Origin of the sequence: Acinetobacter sp. PW68, from assembly GCF_020982655.1 — a bacterium.
Lineage (GTDB): Bacteria > Pseudomonadota > Gammaproteobacteria > Pseudomonadales > Moraxellaceae > Acinetobacter > Acinetobacter towneri_A.
In genome coordinates this window covers 2,656,270-2,673,703 of the sequence record NZ_JAHZSX010000001.1, presented here as the reverse complement: position 1 = coordinate 2,673,703, position 17,434 = coordinate 2,656,270, and the positions used below count along the sequence as shown (strand labels likewise).

14 protein-coding genes and 1 pseudogene are annotated in these 17,434 nt (G+C 43.1%); 12 read left to right on the top strand and 3 right to left on the bottom strand.

Features of this window, described 5'->3' with window-relative positions:
- The first annotated feature begins 77 nt into the window (after window positions 1-77).
- The 6 genes from K1T76_RS12760 to recJ all read left to right on the top strand — a co-directional run bounded on the left by K1T76_RS12760 (window position 78) and on the right by recJ (window position 6,985).
- On the top strand, window positions 78-875 hold the full coding sequence (locus K1T76_RS12760; RefSeq protein WP_230245539.1) for an MBL fold metallo-hydrolase: 798 nt from the start codon (window positions 78-80) through the stop codon (window positions 873-875).
- Window positions 876-981: 106 nt separating this feature from the next.
- Window positions 982-1,347 (top strand): YkgJ family cysteine cluster protein, encoded by a 366-nt coding sequence (locus tag K1T76_RS12755; RefSeq protein WP_074964477.1) that lies wholly within the window; start codon window positions 982-984, stop codon window positions 1,345-1,347.
- A 326-nt stretch (window positions 1,348-1,673) separates the two neighbouring features.
- Complete coding sequence (gene guaB / locus K1T76_RS12750) at window positions 1,674-3,140, top strand: IMP dehydrogenase (RefSeq protein WP_019837088.1); 1,467 nt, start codon at window positions 1,674-1,676, stop codon at window positions 3,138-3,140.
- 120 nt (window positions 3,141-3,260) lie between these two features.
- The gene (gene glmM, locus K1T76_RS12745; RefSeq protein WP_230245538.1) at window positions 3,261-4,592 is read left to right on the top strand and encodes a phosphoglucosamine mutase; all 1,332 of its coding nucleotides are present in this window, start codon (window positions 3,261-3,263) and stop codon (window positions 4,590-4,592) included.
- Window positions 4,593-4,605: 13 nt separating this feature from the next.
- Window positions 4,606-5,262, top strand: a complete 657-nt coding sequence (gene pdxH, locus K1T76_RS12740; RefSeq protein WP_230245537.1) for a pyridoxamine 5'-phosphate oxidase — start codon at window positions 4,606-4,608, stop codon at window positions 5,260-5,262.
- Window positions 5,263-5,275: 13 nt separating this feature from the next.
- Window positions 5,276-6,985, top strand: coding sequence for a single-stranded-DNA-specific exonuclease RecJ (gene recJ, locus K1T76_RS12735; protein WP_230245536.1), 1,710 nt, complete (start codon window positions 5,276-5,278; stop codon window positions 6,983-6,985).
- 48 nt (window positions 6,986-7,033) lie between these two features.
- On the opposite strand, the pseudogene K1T76_RS12730 reads toward recJ, so the two are convergent.
- Window positions 7,034-7,786, bottom strand: a pseudogene (locus K1T76_RS12730) (putative porin); the annotation flags it as partial.
- A gap of 178 nt (window positions 7,787-7,964) precedes the next feature.
- Window positions 7,965-8,741 (bottom strand): putative porin, encoded by a 777-nt coding sequence (locus tag K1T76_RS12725; protein ID WP_004974263.1) that lies wholly within the window; start codon window positions 8,739-8,741, stop codon window positions 7,965-7,967.
- 571 nt (window positions 8,742-9,312) lie between these two features.
- Here K1T76_RS12725 and prfB point away from each other — a divergent pair.
- The 5 genes from prfB (at window position 9,313) to K1T76_RS12700 (ending at window position 14,050) form a co-directional block, all read left to right on the top strand.
- Window positions 9,313-10,408, top strand: a protein-coding gene (prfB, locus tag K1T76_RS12720) for a peptide chain release factor 2 (protein WP_096901669.1) whose coding sequence is annotated in 2 segments (ribosomal slippage) — window positions 9,313-9,384 and window positions 9,386-10,408 — 1,095 coding nt in all. Because the reading frame shifts where the segments join, the coding sequence is not laid out codon by codon here.
- A gap of 158 nt (window positions 10,409-10,566) precedes the next feature.
- Complete coding sequence (locus K1T76_RS12715; RefSeq protein WP_016658749.1) at window positions 10,567-10,866, top strand: ArsR/SmtB family transcription factor; 300 nt, start codon at window positions 10,567-10,569, stop codon at window positions 10,864-10,866.
- A gap of 20 nt (window positions 10,867-10,886) precedes the next feature.
- Window positions 10,887-11,966: an alkene reductase gene (locus K1T76_RS12710; RefSeq protein ID WP_230245535.1), complete on the top strand. Its 1,080-nt coding sequence runs from the start codon at window positions 10,887-10,889 to the stop codon at window positions 11,964-11,966.
- 86 nt (window positions 11,967-12,052) lie between these two features.
- Entirely contained in the window at window positions 12,053-13,333 is a 1,281-nt protein-coding gene (locus tag K1T76_RS12705; protein WP_230245534.1) for a 3-deoxy-D-manno-octulosonic acid transferase, read from the top strand.
- A gap of 3 nt (window positions 13,334-13,336) precedes the next feature.
- Complete coding sequence (locus tag K1T76_RS12700; RefSeq protein WP_230245533.1) at window positions 13,337-14,050, top strand: 16S rRNA (uracil(1498)-N(3))-methyltransferase; 714 nt, start codon at window positions 13,337-13,339, stop codon at window positions 14,048-14,050.
- On the opposite strand, the gene K1T76_RS12695 is transcribed toward K1T76_RS12700, so the two are convergent.
- On the bottom strand, window positions 14,024-15,010 hold the full coding sequence (locus tag K1T76_RS12695; RefSeq protein ID WP_230245532.1) for a mechanosensitive ion channel family protein: 987 nt from the start codon (window positions 15,008-15,010) through the stop codon (window positions 14,024-14,026). The two genes, K1T76_RS12700 and K1T76_RS12695, sit on opposite strands and share 27 nt — an antisense overlap.
- Before the next feature lie 471 nt (window positions 15,011-15,481).
- On the opposite strand from K1T76_RS12695, the gene acs reads away from it, so the two are divergent.
- Entirely contained in the window at window positions 15,482-17,425 is a 1,944-nt protein-coding gene (gene acs, locus K1T76_RS12690; protein WP_230245531.1) for an acetate--CoA ligase, read from the top strand.
- The last annotated feature ends 9 nt before the right edge of the window (window positions 17,426-17,434 follow it).

The window sequence follows — 17,434 nt, the reverse complement described above, 5'->3', positions numbered from 1 at the left end:
GTAACTTTCCATAAATAGCTATATGTTAATCAGTGATAGAAAATCTATTTTTAAAATGAAAAAATTGGGGATTGGTTATGGCATTTGACCGTACAACATCGCAGGTCTTATTTGATAATGGGACACATAAATGTATTAGTTTTACCAGTTTGGTCAAAGGTGAAGGTGTTCAGGCCAACCAATTTTTGATTATTGATAATAACCGTGCCGCAGTGCTAGACCCAGGTGGCGACCTGACCTATGTACCACTGACCATGGAATTAAACAAATATACCCGTTTGACCAATCTTGACTATGTCATGGCATCGCACCAAGACCCAGACATCATCACTTCAATGCCGCGTTGGTTGGTCTATACCGAAGCAAAAATTGTAGCATCAAAATTGTGGGCGCGTTTCTTGCCGCACCTAAGCTCATCTTTTATGAGTGATCGTATGAAAGGTGACTGGCTAGATCGTTTGGTGGAGCTGCCAGATGAAGGACAGGCGATTCATTTGGGTGAGTCTAAAATTATTGCTGTGCCTGCGCACTTCTTGCACTCTGTCGGTAATTTCCAGTTTTATGATCCTATTGCCAAAATTTTATTTTCTGGCGATATGGGTGCGTCAATGGTGCAAGATGCTTCAATTCCATTGACTGATTTTGCTGCGCATATTCCTGCTATGAAAGGCTTCCATCAGCGCTATATGTGTTCCAATAAAGTGATTCGCCTCTGGGTGAATATGGTACGCACTATGGACGTTGAAATGATTGTGCCACAACACGGTACTCCATTTGTGGGCAAAGAACAGGTGAATCAATTCCTAGACTGGATTGAAACATTGGAATGTGGCGTCGATTTGATGGATGAGCACGTGTTTAGCTACCCCGAATAAGCAACAAAAAAAGCTGAAAAAACTGTAAAAAAAACTTGAGTGCAAAAACAACTTTTTTTAAGATTTTCGCCCAAAAACGATTTTTTTGATGACGAGAACTTAACGAATGTTGTCTCAAGTACCTACAGCAGATGCCTGCTTAAGCTGCGGCGCGTGTTGCGCTTATTTTCGTGTTTCATTCTATTGGGCTGAAGGCATAAATATGCCTGAGCACTACACGGAACCAGTTACAGCAGTCTATTCATGCATGTGTGGTACCAATCAGAGTCAGCCGCGTTGTGTTGCTTTAGAAGGTGAAGTTGGACAGAAAGTGAGCTGCGGGATTTATGAATTACGCAGCAGCTCTTGTAAAGAAGTACAAATTGCCGATGATCAATGCAATAAAGCACGTCGTGCGCATAACATGATTCCATTTGTGCAGGTTGATCCAGCCATATCTGTGAATGATGATGACTTCGATCAAGTCGTTTAATTGTGAAGTCAGTTGTTGATGGCAATCTAGATTGAAGCAAGGCTGTGGCTTTGCTTTTTTTGTGACTAATTGGGGATAGATAGCCAAATCATGCTTCAGATTGGAGCGGTTTGTCTGGCTGAAAAACGAAACATCAAAATTTTTAAATCTGCGCGGCTAAAAAGTAAATTAGGCGTGAAAACCTCATTGTTTAGATAGATGAAAATTGCCTTGTTTTCGTGCAGCATCCCCAAAAAGGTAGAATAAAAAATATTTCTTAGAGAATAAATGAAATTTGTGCCTAGATTTGTTTATAATGGCTCACGGAAATTACCAGTGAGACTGTTATGCTGACCATCGTTCAAGAAGCGTTAACCTTCGATGATGTCTTATTACTCCCTGCCTATTCTACTGTTCTCCCAAAAGATGTCTCCTTAAAGACACGTTTTACCCGCGGCATTGACCTGAATATTCCGCTTGTCTCAGCAGCAATGGATACGGTGACTGAATCTCGTATGGCAATTGCGATGGCGCAAAACGGTGGTATTGGTATTTTGCATAAAAACATGGACATCGTTGCACAAGCAGCCGAAGTGCGTCGTGTGAAAAAATTTGAAGCGGGTATGGTGAAAGACCCGATTACCGTAACGCCTGAAACGACAGTACGTGAATTGATTGCGCTGACCCAAGCCAACAATATTAGCGGTGTACCTGTAGTAAAAGATGGCAAAGTTGTGGGTATTGTGACAGGGCGTGATACACGTTTTGAAACCAACCTTGAACAACCTGTTAGCAACATCATGACAGGTCAAGATCGTTTAGTGACAGTACGCGAAGACGAATCTAAAGAAAATATTCAAGCTTTATTGCAACAGCATCGTATTGAAAAAGTCTTGGTGGTGAATGATCAGCAAGAATTAAAAGGCTTAATTACGGTCACTGATTTCCGCAAAGCAGAATTGTACCCAAATAGCTGTAAAGATGACTTAGGTCGTTTACGTGTGGGTGCTGCAGTGGGTACAGGCGCAGAAACACCAAGCCGTGTAGAAGCATTGGTTGAAGCAGGTGTCGATGCGATTGTAGTCGATACTGCACACGGTCACTCTGCAGGCGTAATTGAGCGTGTACGTTGGGTAAAAGCCAACTATCCGCAAGTTCAAGTAATTGGCGGTAACATTGCAACTGGCGATGCTGCTTTGGCATTGTTAGATGCAGGTGCAGACGCAGTGAAAGTGGGGATTGGCCCAGGTTCAATTTGTACCACACGTATTGTGGCAGGTATTGGTATGCCACAAATCTCTGCCATTGACGTTGTTGCTAATGCATTGAAAGAACAGATTCCATTAATTGCCGATGGTGGTATTCGCTTCTCTGGCGATATGGCCAAAGCAATTGGTGCAGGTGCAAGTACCATTATGGTTGGTTCATTGCTTGCAGGTACTGAAGAAGCACCGGGCGAAGTTGAATTTTTCCAAGGTCGTTACTACAAAGCATACCGTGGTATGGGTTCATTGGGTGCAATGGCGGGTGCAACGGGTTCTGCAGATCGTTATTTCCAAGACTCGAAAGCTGGTGCAGAAAAACTGGTACCTGAAGGCATTGAAGGTCGCGTACCATACAAAGGCCCAATGGGCAACATCGTGCATCAGATGATGGGTGGTTTACGTTCATCTATGGGTTATACAGGTTCTTCAACCATTGAAGACCTACGCCAAAATGCTAAATTCGTGAAAATTACTGCAGCAGGTATGCAGGAATCTCACGTGCATGATGTGACGATTACCAAAGAAGCGCCAAACTATCGCGTTGGTTAATATTTAGTAGAGTTTTCAAATAAAAGCCGTCATCAATGTGACGGCTTTTTCATTTATGGTGTAAAGTAACTCGCAGTAAAAAAGTGATGATAAAGATCACCCCTAAGAAGTGAGAACAATATGAGTTATTTTGGTACAGACGGCATTCGAGGGAAGTTTGGAGAGTTACCAATTACACCTGAATTTGCATTAAAACTCGGTTTTGCAGCAGGTAAAGTTTTAAAAAAGCACACCAAAAAAAATAAACCGATTGTAGTATTGGGTAAAGATACACGTCTTTCAGGCTATATTTTAGAAGCAGCACTACAGGCAGGTTTAAATGCCGCAGGTGTCTATGTGCATTTGCTTGGTCCATTGCCGACGCCCGCCATTGCGCATTTAACCCGTGCCTTGCATGCCAGTTTAGGTATTGTGATTTCAGCATCGCATAATCCATATTTTGATAACGGGATTAAATTCTTCTCGGGCGAAGGGAAAAAGCTGCCAGATGCCTTGCAAGAAGAAATTAACCAAGAATTGCAGCAAGAATTAAAAATTGAAGATACGGCCAACTTGGGTAAAAGTGTGCGTGTCAAAGATGCCAATGGGCGTTATATCGAGTTTTGTAAATCTACCTTTCCATATCATTTAGATTTAAATGATCTCACCATGGTGGTCGATTGCGCCAATGGTGCTGCCTACAATGTGGGCCCTGCAGTATTTCGTGAATTAGGCGCGAAAGTGATTGCTATTCATAATGAGCCGAATGGTTTAAACATCAACGAAAATTGTGGCTCTACTCATCCTGAAAGTTTACAAAAAGCAGTGCTTGAGCATCAGGCGGATTTGGGTGTTGCATTTGATGGTGATGCAGACCGTGTGATTTTGGTGGACAGTCAAGGCAAGCAAATTGATGGCGACCATATTTTATATATTCTTGCCACACAAGGCTCCAAAAAACCTGCAGGTATTGTCGGGACGTTAATGAGCAATATGGCCCTGGAATTGGCGTTGGAAAAAGCCCAAGTACCGTTACTGCGTGCCAATGTTGGTGACCGATACGTGCTACAAGGTCTGGAAGAAAATGGCTGGGTGATTGGTGGTGAACCATCGGGGCATATTTTGACTTTGGATAAGAGCACTACAGGGGATGCAATTATTGCTGCCTTACAAGTGTTAACGGTGATGGTCGAACAAAACAAAGCTCTGCATGAATTGGTGGCAGATTTTAAACTGTTGCCAAACGTGCTAGAAAATGTACGCTTAGAGAATATGTTTGACCCTTATACTGTCCCTGCTTTGGTTGCAGAATTTGATCGTGCCACGGAGCAGCTTAAAGGTCGTGGACGCTTATTAATTCGTAAATCGGGCACTGAACCTGTGATTCGTGTCATGGTGGAAGGGGATGATTTGGCTGAAGTGCACGCATTGGCGAAAAATTTAGCAGCTGCTGTACGTCGTCATGCCGTCTAAAGGGGGGTAAATCATGAGTGATTTAGTTAAAGATTTAAGTGAGCTGCGTTTAAGTTACCAAAAAGGTGAATTGCTAGAAGCACAGGTCAGTGCCAATCCGCATATTCAGTTTTTGAATTGGTTTAACCAAGCCTTAGAAGCCAAGCTACATGAACCCTATGCGATGTCATTGGCAACTGCCAATGCGCAAGGTCGTCCGCATGTGCGTACCGTGTTGCTGCGTGGAGCCACCGAAGGAGGCTATGACTTTTATACCAATTATGACAGTCAAAAAGGTTTGGATTTAGCTGCCAATCCTTATGCTGAATTGTTGTTTTATTGGCCTGAACTAGAACGTCAGATTCGTGTCAGCGGCCATGTCGAAAAAATTGATGAGCAAGAATCGACTGCGTATTATCACAAACGTCCGCGTGACAATCAGATTGCTGCGCATATCAGTACCCCACAAAGTGGTGTGATTGCCAACCGTGAAGAACTACAGGCGCGTTTCCAAGACTTACACGCCCAAGTGGGGGATCAATCTGAATTGCAAAAACCTGTATTTTGGGGCGGTTACCGCTTGCAGCCTGATTATTACGAATTTTGGCAAGGCCGTCCGAACCGTTTGCATGACCGCTTAGCTTATGAAAAAATTGAAGGTGAGTGGAAACTGAAACGTTTGATGCCTTAAATAACTGGAAAATATGTCAAAAATTCTAATAAAACAAAGACCTTTACTTACACGCCCTGAAAACTTTCAGGGCGTGTCTACATTTGTTGCCCAAATTTTAGCGCGCCGTGGCGTTACATCGGAGCAGGAGCTAGAACTTAAACTGAAGCATTTGCTTGCCCCAAACATGAAAGGTCTGCCTGAAGCAATTCAGCTAATGGATCAGGCGATTGATCAGCAGAAAAAAATTGTAATTGTAGGCGATTACGATGCCGATGGCGCGACCAGCACCACACTTATGATTTTGGCACTGCGCGAAATGGGCGCACACGTGCAGTATTTAGTACCTGACCGTTTTAAATATGGTTATGGCTTAACCCCCGCCATTGCCGATTTGGCTTTTGAGCGTTATACGCCTGATTTATTGATTACGGTAGATAACGGGATTTCCAGTCATGCAGGGGTGGAACGTGCGCAAGCTTTGGGGATGCAGGTCATTATCACCGATCACCACCTTACCACGAAAGCTACTCCAAATGCAGAGGCGGTGGTCAATCCAAACCAATTGGGATGTGATTTCCCATGTAAAGCTTTGGCGGGAGTGGGCGTGGCATTTTACGTTTTGGCGAACTTATCTAGTCAGCGTAAAAAACAAGGCAAATCTGCTGCAAATTTGACTCAATATTTAGATTTGGTGGCTTTGGGGACCTATGCCGATGTCGCTAGTCTGGATTATAACAACCGTATTTTGGTCGATGCAGGCTTAAAACGGATACAGCAGAATTTATGTCGTCCTGGGATTAGTGCATTGCTGGACTTGGCAGGACGAGAACCCGCACAGCTCAAAGCGCAGGATTTGGGTTTTGTCTTGGGGCCACGTATTAATGCCGCAGGGCGCATGGAAACCATGGATATTGGAATCGAGTGTTTACTGGCAACGGATATGCAAAGTGCCTATGCTTTAGCACGTCAGTTAAATGCTTTGAATCAGGAACGTCGTCAGGTTGAAGCACAAATTAAACAAGATGCGCTGGCAGAATTGGAAAAGTTGCAGTTAGATCAAAGCGATTTACCGCACGCTTTGATTATGTTTGAAGAACATTGGCATCAAGGCGTGATTGGAATTGTCGCAGGACGTTTAAAAGAGCAGTTCCATCGTCCTGCGATTGTATTTGCTGCCGATGAAGATGGTGAGCATATTAAAGGTTCGGCCCGTTCAATAGAAGGGATTCACATACGTGACACCATTGAATTGGTCGCAGAGCAATATCCACATTTGGTTAGTCATTTTGGTGGGCATGCAGCTGCGGCAGGTTTGACCATTAAAAAGGCGCACTTTGCAGAATTTAAACAGGTCTTTGAACAGATCATTGCGCAAATGGATGCAGATTTATTTCATGCTGTGCTGTGGACAGATGGTGAATTGCCGCAAGAGGATTTTCATTTACACACGGTGGATTTATTGCAGCAGTTGGCACCGTGGGGACAGAAATTTCCGCAGCCTGTGTTTGAAGGGCGGTTTAGAGTGGTCGATTTTAGATGGTTGAAGGACAGTCATTTAAAATTGCGTTTAGCATTGGACAATGGACAAGTGGTTGATGCGATTGCGTTTGGCGCCAAAGATAAATTTGAATTTAACCCGATGTTGGATGATGTGCGTTTGGTTTATGAATTAGAGCGCAATGTGTTTAATGGCAATGTGAGTTTACAGTTGCAGATTGTGCATTTGGAGCAATCTAAATAACAAAATCCGCTCAAATTTGAGCGGATTTTTTGCTTTTAATTTATGGAATTAGAAGCGATAAGCAGCACGAAGACCGAAGACATTTGCATTTTCTTCAAAGTTAATAGAGCCTTCTAGGCTGACTTGTTGATTGAAGAATTTTTTAGCACGAATTTGGAAGGTATCATCTTCACCGTCATCGGTATAACCGAGGCCAATGCTAAATGTTTTGTCGAGATATAGATCAGTACCTAGGGTGAAAATTTCATCATCAGCAAAAACAACACCACCCTCAAAGTTCATGTCATATGCACCGACTTGAGTAACATATTTAGCGCGTAATGTTGCATCAGAATCATCAGTATCATCGTTATCATAACCAGCAATACCCGCTGTAATGAGTAAACCTGAAACTGGAAGGTAACCTACCTCAGCTGTATAAGTTGTTGTGTCAAAATCCTCAAAACCATCTTCTTTAATTGTTGATTGACCAATGCTAGCACTTACATAGAAGTCTGTATTTGGAACAAAATATTCAACACCGATACCAAAAGTTGTGCTTTCAGCTACATCAAAATCAATATAACTAATCTCAGCATTAACGTTGCTCGCACGATTTAAAAAGGCAGCTTCATTTAATGGTGAGTTCTTCACTTGAACTGGATTAAAGTAAAAAGTCCCATCAAGTGCAAAACCTGTAGAAGTATCTGCATTTTCATAATCAGGATCAATGACGAAAAGTGATCCACCAATTTCAGCTTGATACGCATGAGCAGTACTTAAACCAGCTAGAAGAGCAGTTGCAAGCGCAAGTTTTTTTAAAAATTATTGAGATTCCCTCTGTTATAGAAATATGACTGTTTTGTTACAGTTGTTGCTGATTGTACGGAAAATACTCAGCACGTCAATGCACTATTTCTACCTAACTGCTTTATTTTAGGGCATAAAAAAGCACCCTTCCGAAGAAGGGTGCTATTTGAGTAAGGAATTAGACTTAAGCTTAGAAGCGATATTTCGCAGCGACACCAAAGCGGTTGTAGTCAGCATTACCAACTTCACCAAAGCCTACACGACCTTCCAAACTGACTTGTGGTGTAAAGAATTTACGTGCACTCACACCAAACTCATCATTATCGTTGATATCGTTGCTGTAATAATCGACACCTACACTTAGCGTTTTATCAATGAAGTAATCCGCAGCAAGATTGTATTCATCGAGATCACCAAAAGCAGCACCTGCTTCAAGGTTGATGTCTTTACCATTCGAAAGTGTAGTTACGTATTTAGCACGTAAAGTCGGGTCTACACCATCATCACGGTCATTATCCCAACCTTTAAGACCTGCTGCGATTAACAAGCCTGGTGCTGGTAAATAACCAACTTCTGCACCATAGGTGGTTAAATCATTGTTTAGGTCATCATTGTCTTTCAAGTCATGACCGCTCACATTACCACTTAAGTAAAAGTCTGAATTCGGTACAAAGTACTCTGCACCTACGCCGTAAGTATGCGCTTCATTGTCGCCAACTTCGTCATATTGGTATTTGGCATTTACGTTGCTAGCACGATCAAGGAACGCTGCTTCTGCCAAAGGTGCATTACGGGTTTGTACAGGGTTAAAGTAATAAGTACCATCTACACCGAATGAACCGCTTGAACTGCCGTTGTCTGGATCAATCAGTCCTGCTGATGCACCAATTTCAGCTTGGTATGCGTTCGCAGTACCAGTGATAGCCAAAGCTGAAAGTAGGGCTGATGCGATTGCTAATTTTTTCATGGAAAGTACCCCTCTGAAATCTGGTTAACAGTTAAACTTTTTGTTACAACTTTCAGTCTAGGCGAAAAAAAATCAGCGTCAATCACAGGAAAGTTGCCGCTTTGTTACAAGCGTAAATTTGTGTAATATTTTGAGTTTAAGTGATTGAAATAAAAATGAAATAATTAAATGTTTTGTTTTATTAAAACTATGTGTATTTTGTGAATTTTACTAAAGTTGATCATTAAATCATCAAATTTGTTTCATCTTTGTTTTATTTTAGCGGGTTGAAGCAATTACCATACACCACTTTTTAAGCATTTTTTCAGCTGAATGTGTCAGGCAAAAAATCAGGGCGATAGATCGGCCATTAAGATAAATATCCGTGTTAATCGTGCATGCTATTTTAGGTTGGATATCATCAGGCTTTCACTTTAAAAGTTGAGAGCGATCTTTTTTTTAACCACATTTAGCATTCAACTTATAAAAGCTGAAAAGTTATGCTGGAATTTACAGCAGGATAGAAATGCCAGAACATGTCTGTGCTACAATTATCAGTTAATAAGCTTCATTGTTAATTGAGAGAATTTACGTGGAAATTAATCCTTATCTAAACCAATTAAAAGACTTGAACGAACGTAGTCAAACACTACGGGGGTATCTTTGACTACGATCTGAAAAAAGAGCGTTTAGAAGAGGTTCTCCGCGAGTTAGAAGATCCGGCCATCTGGAATGATCAAAGTCGTGCGCAAGCTATGGCCAAAGAAAAGGGCGAGCTTGAAAACGTGATTCATGTCCTAGAAGGTTTGGCGACCCAGTTAGAAGATGCCCAAGCCATGCTAGACTTAGCCGTTGAAGCCGATGATGAAGATTTATTGGTTGATGTGCAGTCTGAATTGACTTCTGCAGAAGAAGAACTGGCGAAGCTTGAATTCCGCCGTATGTTCAGTAATCCAATGGATCCAAACCCATGCTATGTCGAAATTCAGGCGGGTTCGGGTGGTACAGAAGCGCAAGACTGGGCATCGATGCTGTTGCGTATGTATATGCGCTGGATTGAACGTCACGGCTTTAAAGCAGAATTGATGGAAGAATCGGATGGTGATGTGGCAGGGATTAAATCTGCGACCATTCGCGTTGAAGGCGAATATGCCTATGGTTGGTTGCGCACTGAATCGGGTGTGCATCGTTTAGTGCGTAAATCGCCATTTGACTCAGGTAACCGTCGTCATACGTCATTTTCTGCAGTGTTTGTTTCACCAGAAGTGGATGACAACATTGAAATTGATATTAACCCTGCCGATGTCCGTACCGATACTTACCGTGCTTCAGGTGCGGGTGGTCAGCACATTAACAAAACAGACTCTGCGGTACGTTTAACCCACGCACCTACAGGTATTGTGGTTGCTTGTCAGAACCAGCGTTCACAACACGCCAACCGTGACCATGCGTGGAAACAGTTACGTGCTAAGTTGTATGAACTGGAAATGAGTAAACGTAATGAGGCGGCTCAAGCACTTGAAGACTCGAAGTCTGATATTGGTTGGGGCAGCCAAATTCGTTCTTATGTATTGGATGATTCACGTATTAAAGACTTACGTACAGGCGTGGAAACTTCAAATACAGGTGCAGTTTTAGATGGTGATTTAGATAAGTTTATTGAAGCCAGTTTAAAGCAGGGTCTATAACTTACGGTCTGTAAGATCCTAATGAGCCTGCCTAATTCAGTTGAGTTGCTTAAAAAATTTATATAAATCGTAAAAAAACGATATTAATATCGAAAAAATACGATATATTAAGGGCAGCTGCTGAATTGGGCTTATATTTACGAATATGTGTCTGAATGATGGATGTCGATTTAATTTTTAAAGCCTTAGCCAATCCTACCCGTCGGCAAATTTTAGAATGGTTAAAAGCACCAGAACAATTTTTGTCGATCGATGAGTGTGGCGACTTTAAGCGTGGTGTATGTGCAGGACATATTGAGCGTTTGGGCAACGTGTCGCAATCGACCATGTCAAATCATTTATCGGTACTGCAACAGGCAGGTCTTATTCGTGCAGAAAAATACGGACAATGGTCGTATTTTTCTCGTAATGAAGCACTCATTCAGCAATACGTCGAATATTTGAAACACTCACTTTAACTGTGAGATTAGAGGCAAAAATGGCTGAATTAGACTCTCCTTTGGTTTTGGGTGATCTGCATCTTAAAAACCGTGTCATCATGGCGCCGCTGACCCGTAACCGCGCAACTGCTGATCGCGTTCCAACCCCAATGATGGTTGAGTACTATGCGCAACGTGCAAGTGCTGGCCTGATAATTTCTGAAGCTACAGTGATTTCTGAAGAAGCCAATGGCTATTTAAATACTCCAGGATTGTTCACCGATGCTCAGGTCGATGGCTGGAAAAAGGTCACTCAAGCGGTTCATGAGAAGGGCGGTCTGATTGTTGCCCAGCTTTGGCATGTTGGTCGTGTATCGCATCCGGATCTGTTAAATGGTGAAACACCAGTCTCTGCAAGTGCAGTACAACAAGCGGGTCATGTCAGCTTGTTACGTCCAAAACGTCCATACGTTACGCCACGTCCTTTGGAAGTTTCTGAAATTCACGCGATTACCAAGCAATATAAGCAAGCCGCGATTCGTGCTAAAGAAGCCGGTTTTGATGGTGTTGAATTACATGCTGCCAATGGTTATCTGATTGACCAGTTCTTGCAAAGCAAAACCAATCAGCGTGAAGATGAATACGGCGGTTCAGTGGAAAATCGTACACGTTTCCTGCTAGAAGCAACTGATGCACTGATTGAAGTATGGGGCGCAGATCGTGTAGGTGTGCATTTAGCGCCGCGTTGTGATGACCATGACATGGGCGACAATGATCCACGTGAAACATTTGGCTATGCCATGGAGCAGCTGGGTAAGCGCAAGATTGCCTTCTTCTTTACCCGTGAATATCTTGCTGAAGACAGTATTTCTGAATATATGAAAGAGCGTTCAGGTGGAGTGCCTTATATTGCCAATATGCAACTAAGTCGTGAAGATGCGATTGAGCTGTTGGCATCAGGCAAGGCTGATGCGGTGGCTTTTGGTAGGGCGTATATTGCCAATCCAGACTTGTATGAGCGTTTATTGGTAGATGCACCTTTAAATGAACTCAAACTAGAAAACATGATTGGCACTGCTGTTGCAGAAGGCTATATCGATTATCCAACTATGGCTGAAACACAACACGCTGTAGAATAAAAGCCCGTATAGCGCCACACATGCAATTAACATGCGCGTGTGGCTCTGTTATATTTTGCCGATAATCTTTCTTTGGGGCGCATCTTTTGGCTACTCCATTTTGGTATAACGCAGCCTTGGCGCTGTTAAAACCGATTTATCAGTCACGTATTCGTAAACGTGCCGAACATCCTGAGCAATTACAACAAGAACTGCTTGAGCGTTTTGGCCCATTTCAGCCCGCTAAAAATTTACATGCCATTTGGTTTCATGTGGTGTCGGTGGGAGAAACCAATGCCGTGCAACCTCTAATTGAACATTATTTAAAAGCGGGGCATCCTGTTTTAGTCACCAATACCACCAAAACAGGGCAGGCACGCGCCAAATCATTATTTTTAAAAGCACCGTATTTAGATTTATTTCAAGCTGTGTATTTACCTGCCGATCAGGTACATTTAATTCGTGAGTTTTATCAGAAATATCAGCCTAAATTATTGGCACTGGTCGAAACAGAATTGTGGCCTAATTTGATTGATCAGGCGCAGCATTTTCAAGTCCCGTGTTTGTTGATTAATGCGCGGCTTTCGGAAAAATCGGCCAAAGGCTATGCCAAAGTTAAAGGATTGACTCGTGGCATGTTGCAAAAATTGCAGCAACTTTTGGCGCAAGACTCTGCCACACAGCAGCGTTTTATCGCATTGGGGATGCCTGCCGAGCGTACAAACGTGGTGGGTAATATTAAATTTGATATTACTGCGCCAGAAGATTTTGTAGAGCAAGCCGCGCAGTTGCAACAGACATGGCAATTGGCACATCGCAAAATTATTACCCTTGCCAGTACCCATGCGCCTGAAGAACAGCAATTATTGACTGCACTGAAACCTTATTTCGCACAGCATCCTGAACTGTTATGTATTGTTGTGCCGCGCCATCCAGAGCGTTTTGATGAAGTGGCTATGCAGGTACAAAAACTGCAACTTAATATGCAGCGCCGTAGCTTGGCCGAAGTGATTCAACCCGACACACAGGTGTATTTAGCCGATAGTATGGGAGAGATGTGGTTATGGTACGCCTTGAGTCAGGCGTGTTATGTCGGCGGCTCGCTGAATGAACCTGGTGGCGGTCATAATATTTTAGAGCCTTTGGCCTTAAGTGTCGCCACGGTATTGGGTAAAAATTATTTTAATTTCCAAAGTATTGTGGATGAGTTTGTTGCAGCAGAAGCTGTGTACGTGGTCGAAGAGGCTGAACAAGCTGTAGAGACGTTAATGCAATTGTTGCTTGAACCCGCTTTGCGTGCACAGCTGAACCAGAACGCCCAAGTGATTATGTATAAAAATCGTGGCTCTTTATCGGAGCATATACACGTGATTAATCAATATCTTTAAAAAATGAATATCGTTTTACTTGACCCGCGACAGGGTCCAAATGAAGTGTGGTCTATTAGCGCCCAGCGCCAAGTACAGCATTTGCATACGCATGTCGGTATACAAGTGGGTGATACCTTGAAAGTCGGGATTCGCGGTGGCAAGCGTTATTTGACCGAAGTGGTAGAAGTTCGTGAGCAGTGGATTCAAGTCAAAGCCCTACATGAAGAAGCAGTCCCGAAAAAACTGCCAGTGACCCTGATTGTGGCGTTACCTCGCCCCAAGGTATTGCGTCGTTTAATTATGGATAGCGTGACACTAGGTGTGGAAAAAATTATTTTACTGCACAGCTATCGGGTCGATAAAAGCTATTGGCAAACACCATTTTTGCAACAACTCGATCAATATGTAAACTTGGGTTTGGAACAAGCAGGCGATACCATTGCACCTGAGATTCAGCTTTATAAACGCTTTAAACCTTTTGTGGAAGATGTCTTACCCAGTTTGATTTATGCCGATTGTCCTGCTTATGTGGCGCATCCTTATACTGATCAAGCTATGCCACATGCCATTCAACATCCATGCAGTATTGTGATTGGTCCAGAAGGTGGATTTATTCCCTACGAAATTGATTTGCTCGAAAAAAACGGCTGCCAAGCGCGGCACTTGGGCAACCGTATTATTCGTACTGAAACTGTGATTGCTTATGTTTTAGGGCGTTTGTTTAGTGCGGGCTGAATCATCTTCATTGACTGCTGCATCACCACGATAAACTTTCACTTCCTGCACAGGATAAGGAATCGAAATGTGATGTTCGGCAAACGCGGCAATCACCCGTTCCTGCACTTCACTGATGGATGCTGAGGTGGTGGTTTCGGTGGTATTTACCCACCAACGCACATTTAAATTAATCGAAAAATCGGCCAAGGCAGTGACATTGACGCTAAATGCAGGCTGGCTCAAGATTTTGATGTCACGGTCTAAAATGGCCAAAATAATATCTTTGGCTTTTTGTACGTCATCTTCATAACCAATACCGACCACAAACTCGCAACGACGACGGGTATAAGCCGTATTGACCGTCACGGCACTGGTATACACCGTAGCATTTGGAATCACGATGCGACGTCCATCGGGAGAGCGCAGGAAGGTGGCACGAATCTGAATATCTTCTACCGTACCTTCCATATTATTTACGATAATGTCATCACCAATTTTAAATGGCTCACCAATCAAAATCAGCACGCCCGATAATAAATTCTGGAAAATATCTTTAAAAGCAAAACCAATTGCAACAGAGCCTAGACCCAAAGCACTCATCAGTTGGCTTGGGGTAAAACCTGGAATTGCAATCACCATCGCAATTAGAAAACCAAAGAAAATAATTGCAGAGCTACCGACCCGATTCAGCACCAAAACCAAATTTTGTCGGGTATAGGAACGATTGTTCAGGGTCTTGCGAATAAACCATTTAAACAGTCGAGCAAGCAGCCAAAATACAATCAGCACTACGGCTGCAATTATCAAATACGGCACACGCTCCCAAAATCCTTCCATAATTTTATCGATGGTTGAATAGGCGTCATTGTACTTGGCTGTATGATTGATCACGGTCTGCGTAGTTTTTTCAGTGGCCTCATGCAACAGTTGACTGGTATTTTCAGACACTTCACTGAGTGAGGGTTTGGATTCTGCCACGATAATTCCGAATTCAAAATGAAGCGACTATTTTGCCTGAAAAACTCAATTTGGTTAATGCTGCAACGCTTGCTTGTGAGTATTTTAGACAACTTGGAAAGATGTCATGAGCGTACTATTTTGTAGCACTTAGGCTGCTAGTTATATGTTGTTTTTACTATAAGACAGGGTCGCAGGTATGAATGATGGGCTGCGTAAAAAATTGTTAATACTCACGGTTATTAGACGATATTTTCTTTAAAAATAATGCAATGCGCAGTACAGTGGCATGTAAAACCTGAAAAGTATGAATGCAAGAACATGGCATTTGATCAACGCTTTGGCATGCTATTGTTTGTATAAAGTTTATGCGACTAAAGCCGAATGGTGAGCCATAAAAAAGAAAGTTCATACTGTGAATATGCAGAAATAATAATCAATAACGTGGCATACATCTCGTGATGAGATGCGAGAATATCAAGGAAGTAGCAGATGAAAGACGTATATCCTGTTCCAGATGAATTTAAAAAGACTGCCCGCACCACTGAGGCAGAATATTTTCAACGCTATCAACAATCTATAGATGACCCTGAAACTTATTGGGCAGAGCAGGCCCAACGCTTAGATTGGATTAAACCTTTTACCCAAGTCAAAAATACTAGCTTTGACCCTGAGAATTTTAAAATTGAATGGTTTGTGGATGGGCAACTGAATGTCAGTGCCAATTGCTTAGACCGCCATTTAAAAGAACATCCGCATAAACCTGCAATCATTTGGGAAGGAGATCATCCTTCGCGGCATAAAGTGGTTTCTTTTGCTTCTTTGCATGATGAAACCTGTCGTTTTGCCAACGTACTGAAAAAGAAAGGGGTGCAAAAAGGAGATCGGGTGGTGCTGTACATGCCGATGATTTCCGAAGCTGCGATTGCCATGCTGGCCTGCGCGCGGATTGGTGCAGTGCATTGTGTGGTTTTTGGTGGTTTTTCTCCCGATGCTTTGGCTAGCCGAATTGAAGATTGTCAGGCCAAGTTAATTGTCACTGCAGACTCGACCATGCGTGGTGGTAAGCCAATTTATTTAAAAGCTAATGTCGATGCTGCCCTAAAAGTAGCAGGTACTGACTGTGTGCAAAATGTGATTGTGGTGCATCGTACAGGGAATCCGATTGAGATGCTGCCCGAACGCGACTTGTGGTATCACATGGAAATTATGTCGGTGAATGATATCTGCCCACCTGAGCCAATGAATGCAGAAGATCCACTATTTATTTTATATACCTCAGGTTCTACTGGAAAACCCAAAGGCGTTTTGCATACCACAGGCGGTTATTTGACCTATGTGAACAGCACGTTTCGAGAAGTCTTTGACCTGAAACAAGATGATGTATTTTGGTGTACCGCAGATGTAGGCTGGATTACAGGGCATTCCTATGTCTTATACGGGCCATTGTCGAATGGTACATCAACCGTGATGTTTGAAGGTGTACCGAACTATCCAAGTTGGGCGCGCACAGGGCATATTGTCGATAAACACAACATCACCATTCTATATACCGCGCCGACTGCCATTCGCGCCATGATGCGAGAGGGAGATCGTTTTGTACGTGAGAGTGACCGCAGCAGCTTGCGTTTACTCGGTTCAGTCGGTGAGCCGATTAATCCCGAAGCGTGGAACTGGTATTACAACGTGGTAGGCGAAGGACGTTGCCCAATTGTAGATACATGGTGGCAAACCGAAACAGGGGGCATATTAATTTCAGCATTGCCAGGTGCAACGCCACTGAAACCCGGTTCGGCGACGCGCCCTTTATTTGGGGTACAACTCGCAATTGTCGATGCCGAAGGTAATGAACTGGAAGGCGCGACCGAAGGCAATTTAATTATGAAAGATTCATGGCCAGGGCAAATGTGCGGTATTTGGGGCGACCCTGCACGTTTTATTGAAGCGTATTTTTCGACCTATCCTGGGGCATATTTTACAGGAGATGGTGCACGCCGTGATGAAGATGGCTATTACTGGATTACAGGGCGTGTGGATGATGTCTTGAATATTTCGGGGCACCGTTTAGGTACTGCGGAAATTGAAAGTGCCCTAGTAGCGCATGAAGCTGTGGCTGAAGCGGCAGTGGTGGGTATGCCCCATGAGATTAAAGGGCAGGGGATTTGCACCTTTGTAACCTTGCAAGTTGGTACACCTGAGTCAGAGGAGTTGCGTGAAGAATTAGTCAATTGGGTTCGCAAAATTTTGGGACCTGTGGCAACGCCTGATGCGCTGCATTGGGCACCTGCTTTACCTAAAACCCGTTCAGGTAAAATTATGCGCCGTATTTTGCGGAAAATTGCAGCGAATGAATTGGATAGTTTAGGAGATACATCTACTTTGGCTGAGCCGCAAGTGGTGGAGCATTTGATTGCAACGGTGTATGGGGAGAGATAGGTTAAGGTT

Bases quoted from the DNA above. Each gene is read 5' to 3' on its own strand.
- K1T76_RS12760 (WP_230245539.1), top strand. From the start codon at position 78: ATGGCATTTGACCGTACAACATCGCAGGTCTTATTTGATAATGGGACA.
- guaB (WP_019837088.1), top strand. From the start codon at position 1,674: ATGCTGACCATCGTTCAAGAAGCGTTAACCTTCGATGATGTCTTATTA.
- K1T76_RS12700 (WP_230245533.1), top strand. From the start codon at position 13,337: ATGAATATCGTTTTACTTGACCCGCGACAGGGTCCAAATGAAGTGTGG.
- pdxH (WP_230245537.1), top strand. From the start codon at position 4,606: ATGAGTGATTTAGTTAAAGATTTAAGTGAGCTGCGTTTAAGTTACCAA.
- K1T76_RS12755 (WP_074964477.1), top strand. From the start codon at position 982: ATGTTGTCTCAAGTACCTACAGCAGATGCCTGCTTAAGCTGCGGCGCG.
- K1T76_RS12710 (WP_230245535.1), top strand. From the start codon at position 10,887: ATGGCTGAATTAGACTCTCCTTTGGTTTTGGGTGATCTGCATCTTAAA.
- K1T76_RS12715 (WP_016658749.1), top strand. From the start codon at position 10,567: ATGGATGTCGATTTAATTTTTAAAGCCTTAGCCAATCCTACCCGTCGG.
- K1T76_RS12725 (WP_004974263.1), bottom strand. From the start codon at position 8,741: ATGAAAAAATTAGCAATCGCATCAGCCCTACTTTCAGCTTTGGCTATC.
- glmM (WP_230245538.1), top strand. From the start codon at position 3,261: ATGAGTTATTTTGGTACAGACGGCATTCGAGGGAAGTTTGGAGAGTTA.
- recJ (WP_230245536.1), top strand. From the start codon at position 5,276: ATGTCAAAAATTCTAATAAAACAAAGACCTTTACTTACACGCCCTGAA.
- acs (WP_230245531.1), top strand. From the start codon at position 15,482: ATGAAAGACGTATATCCTGTTCCAGATGAATTTAAAAAGACTGCCCGC.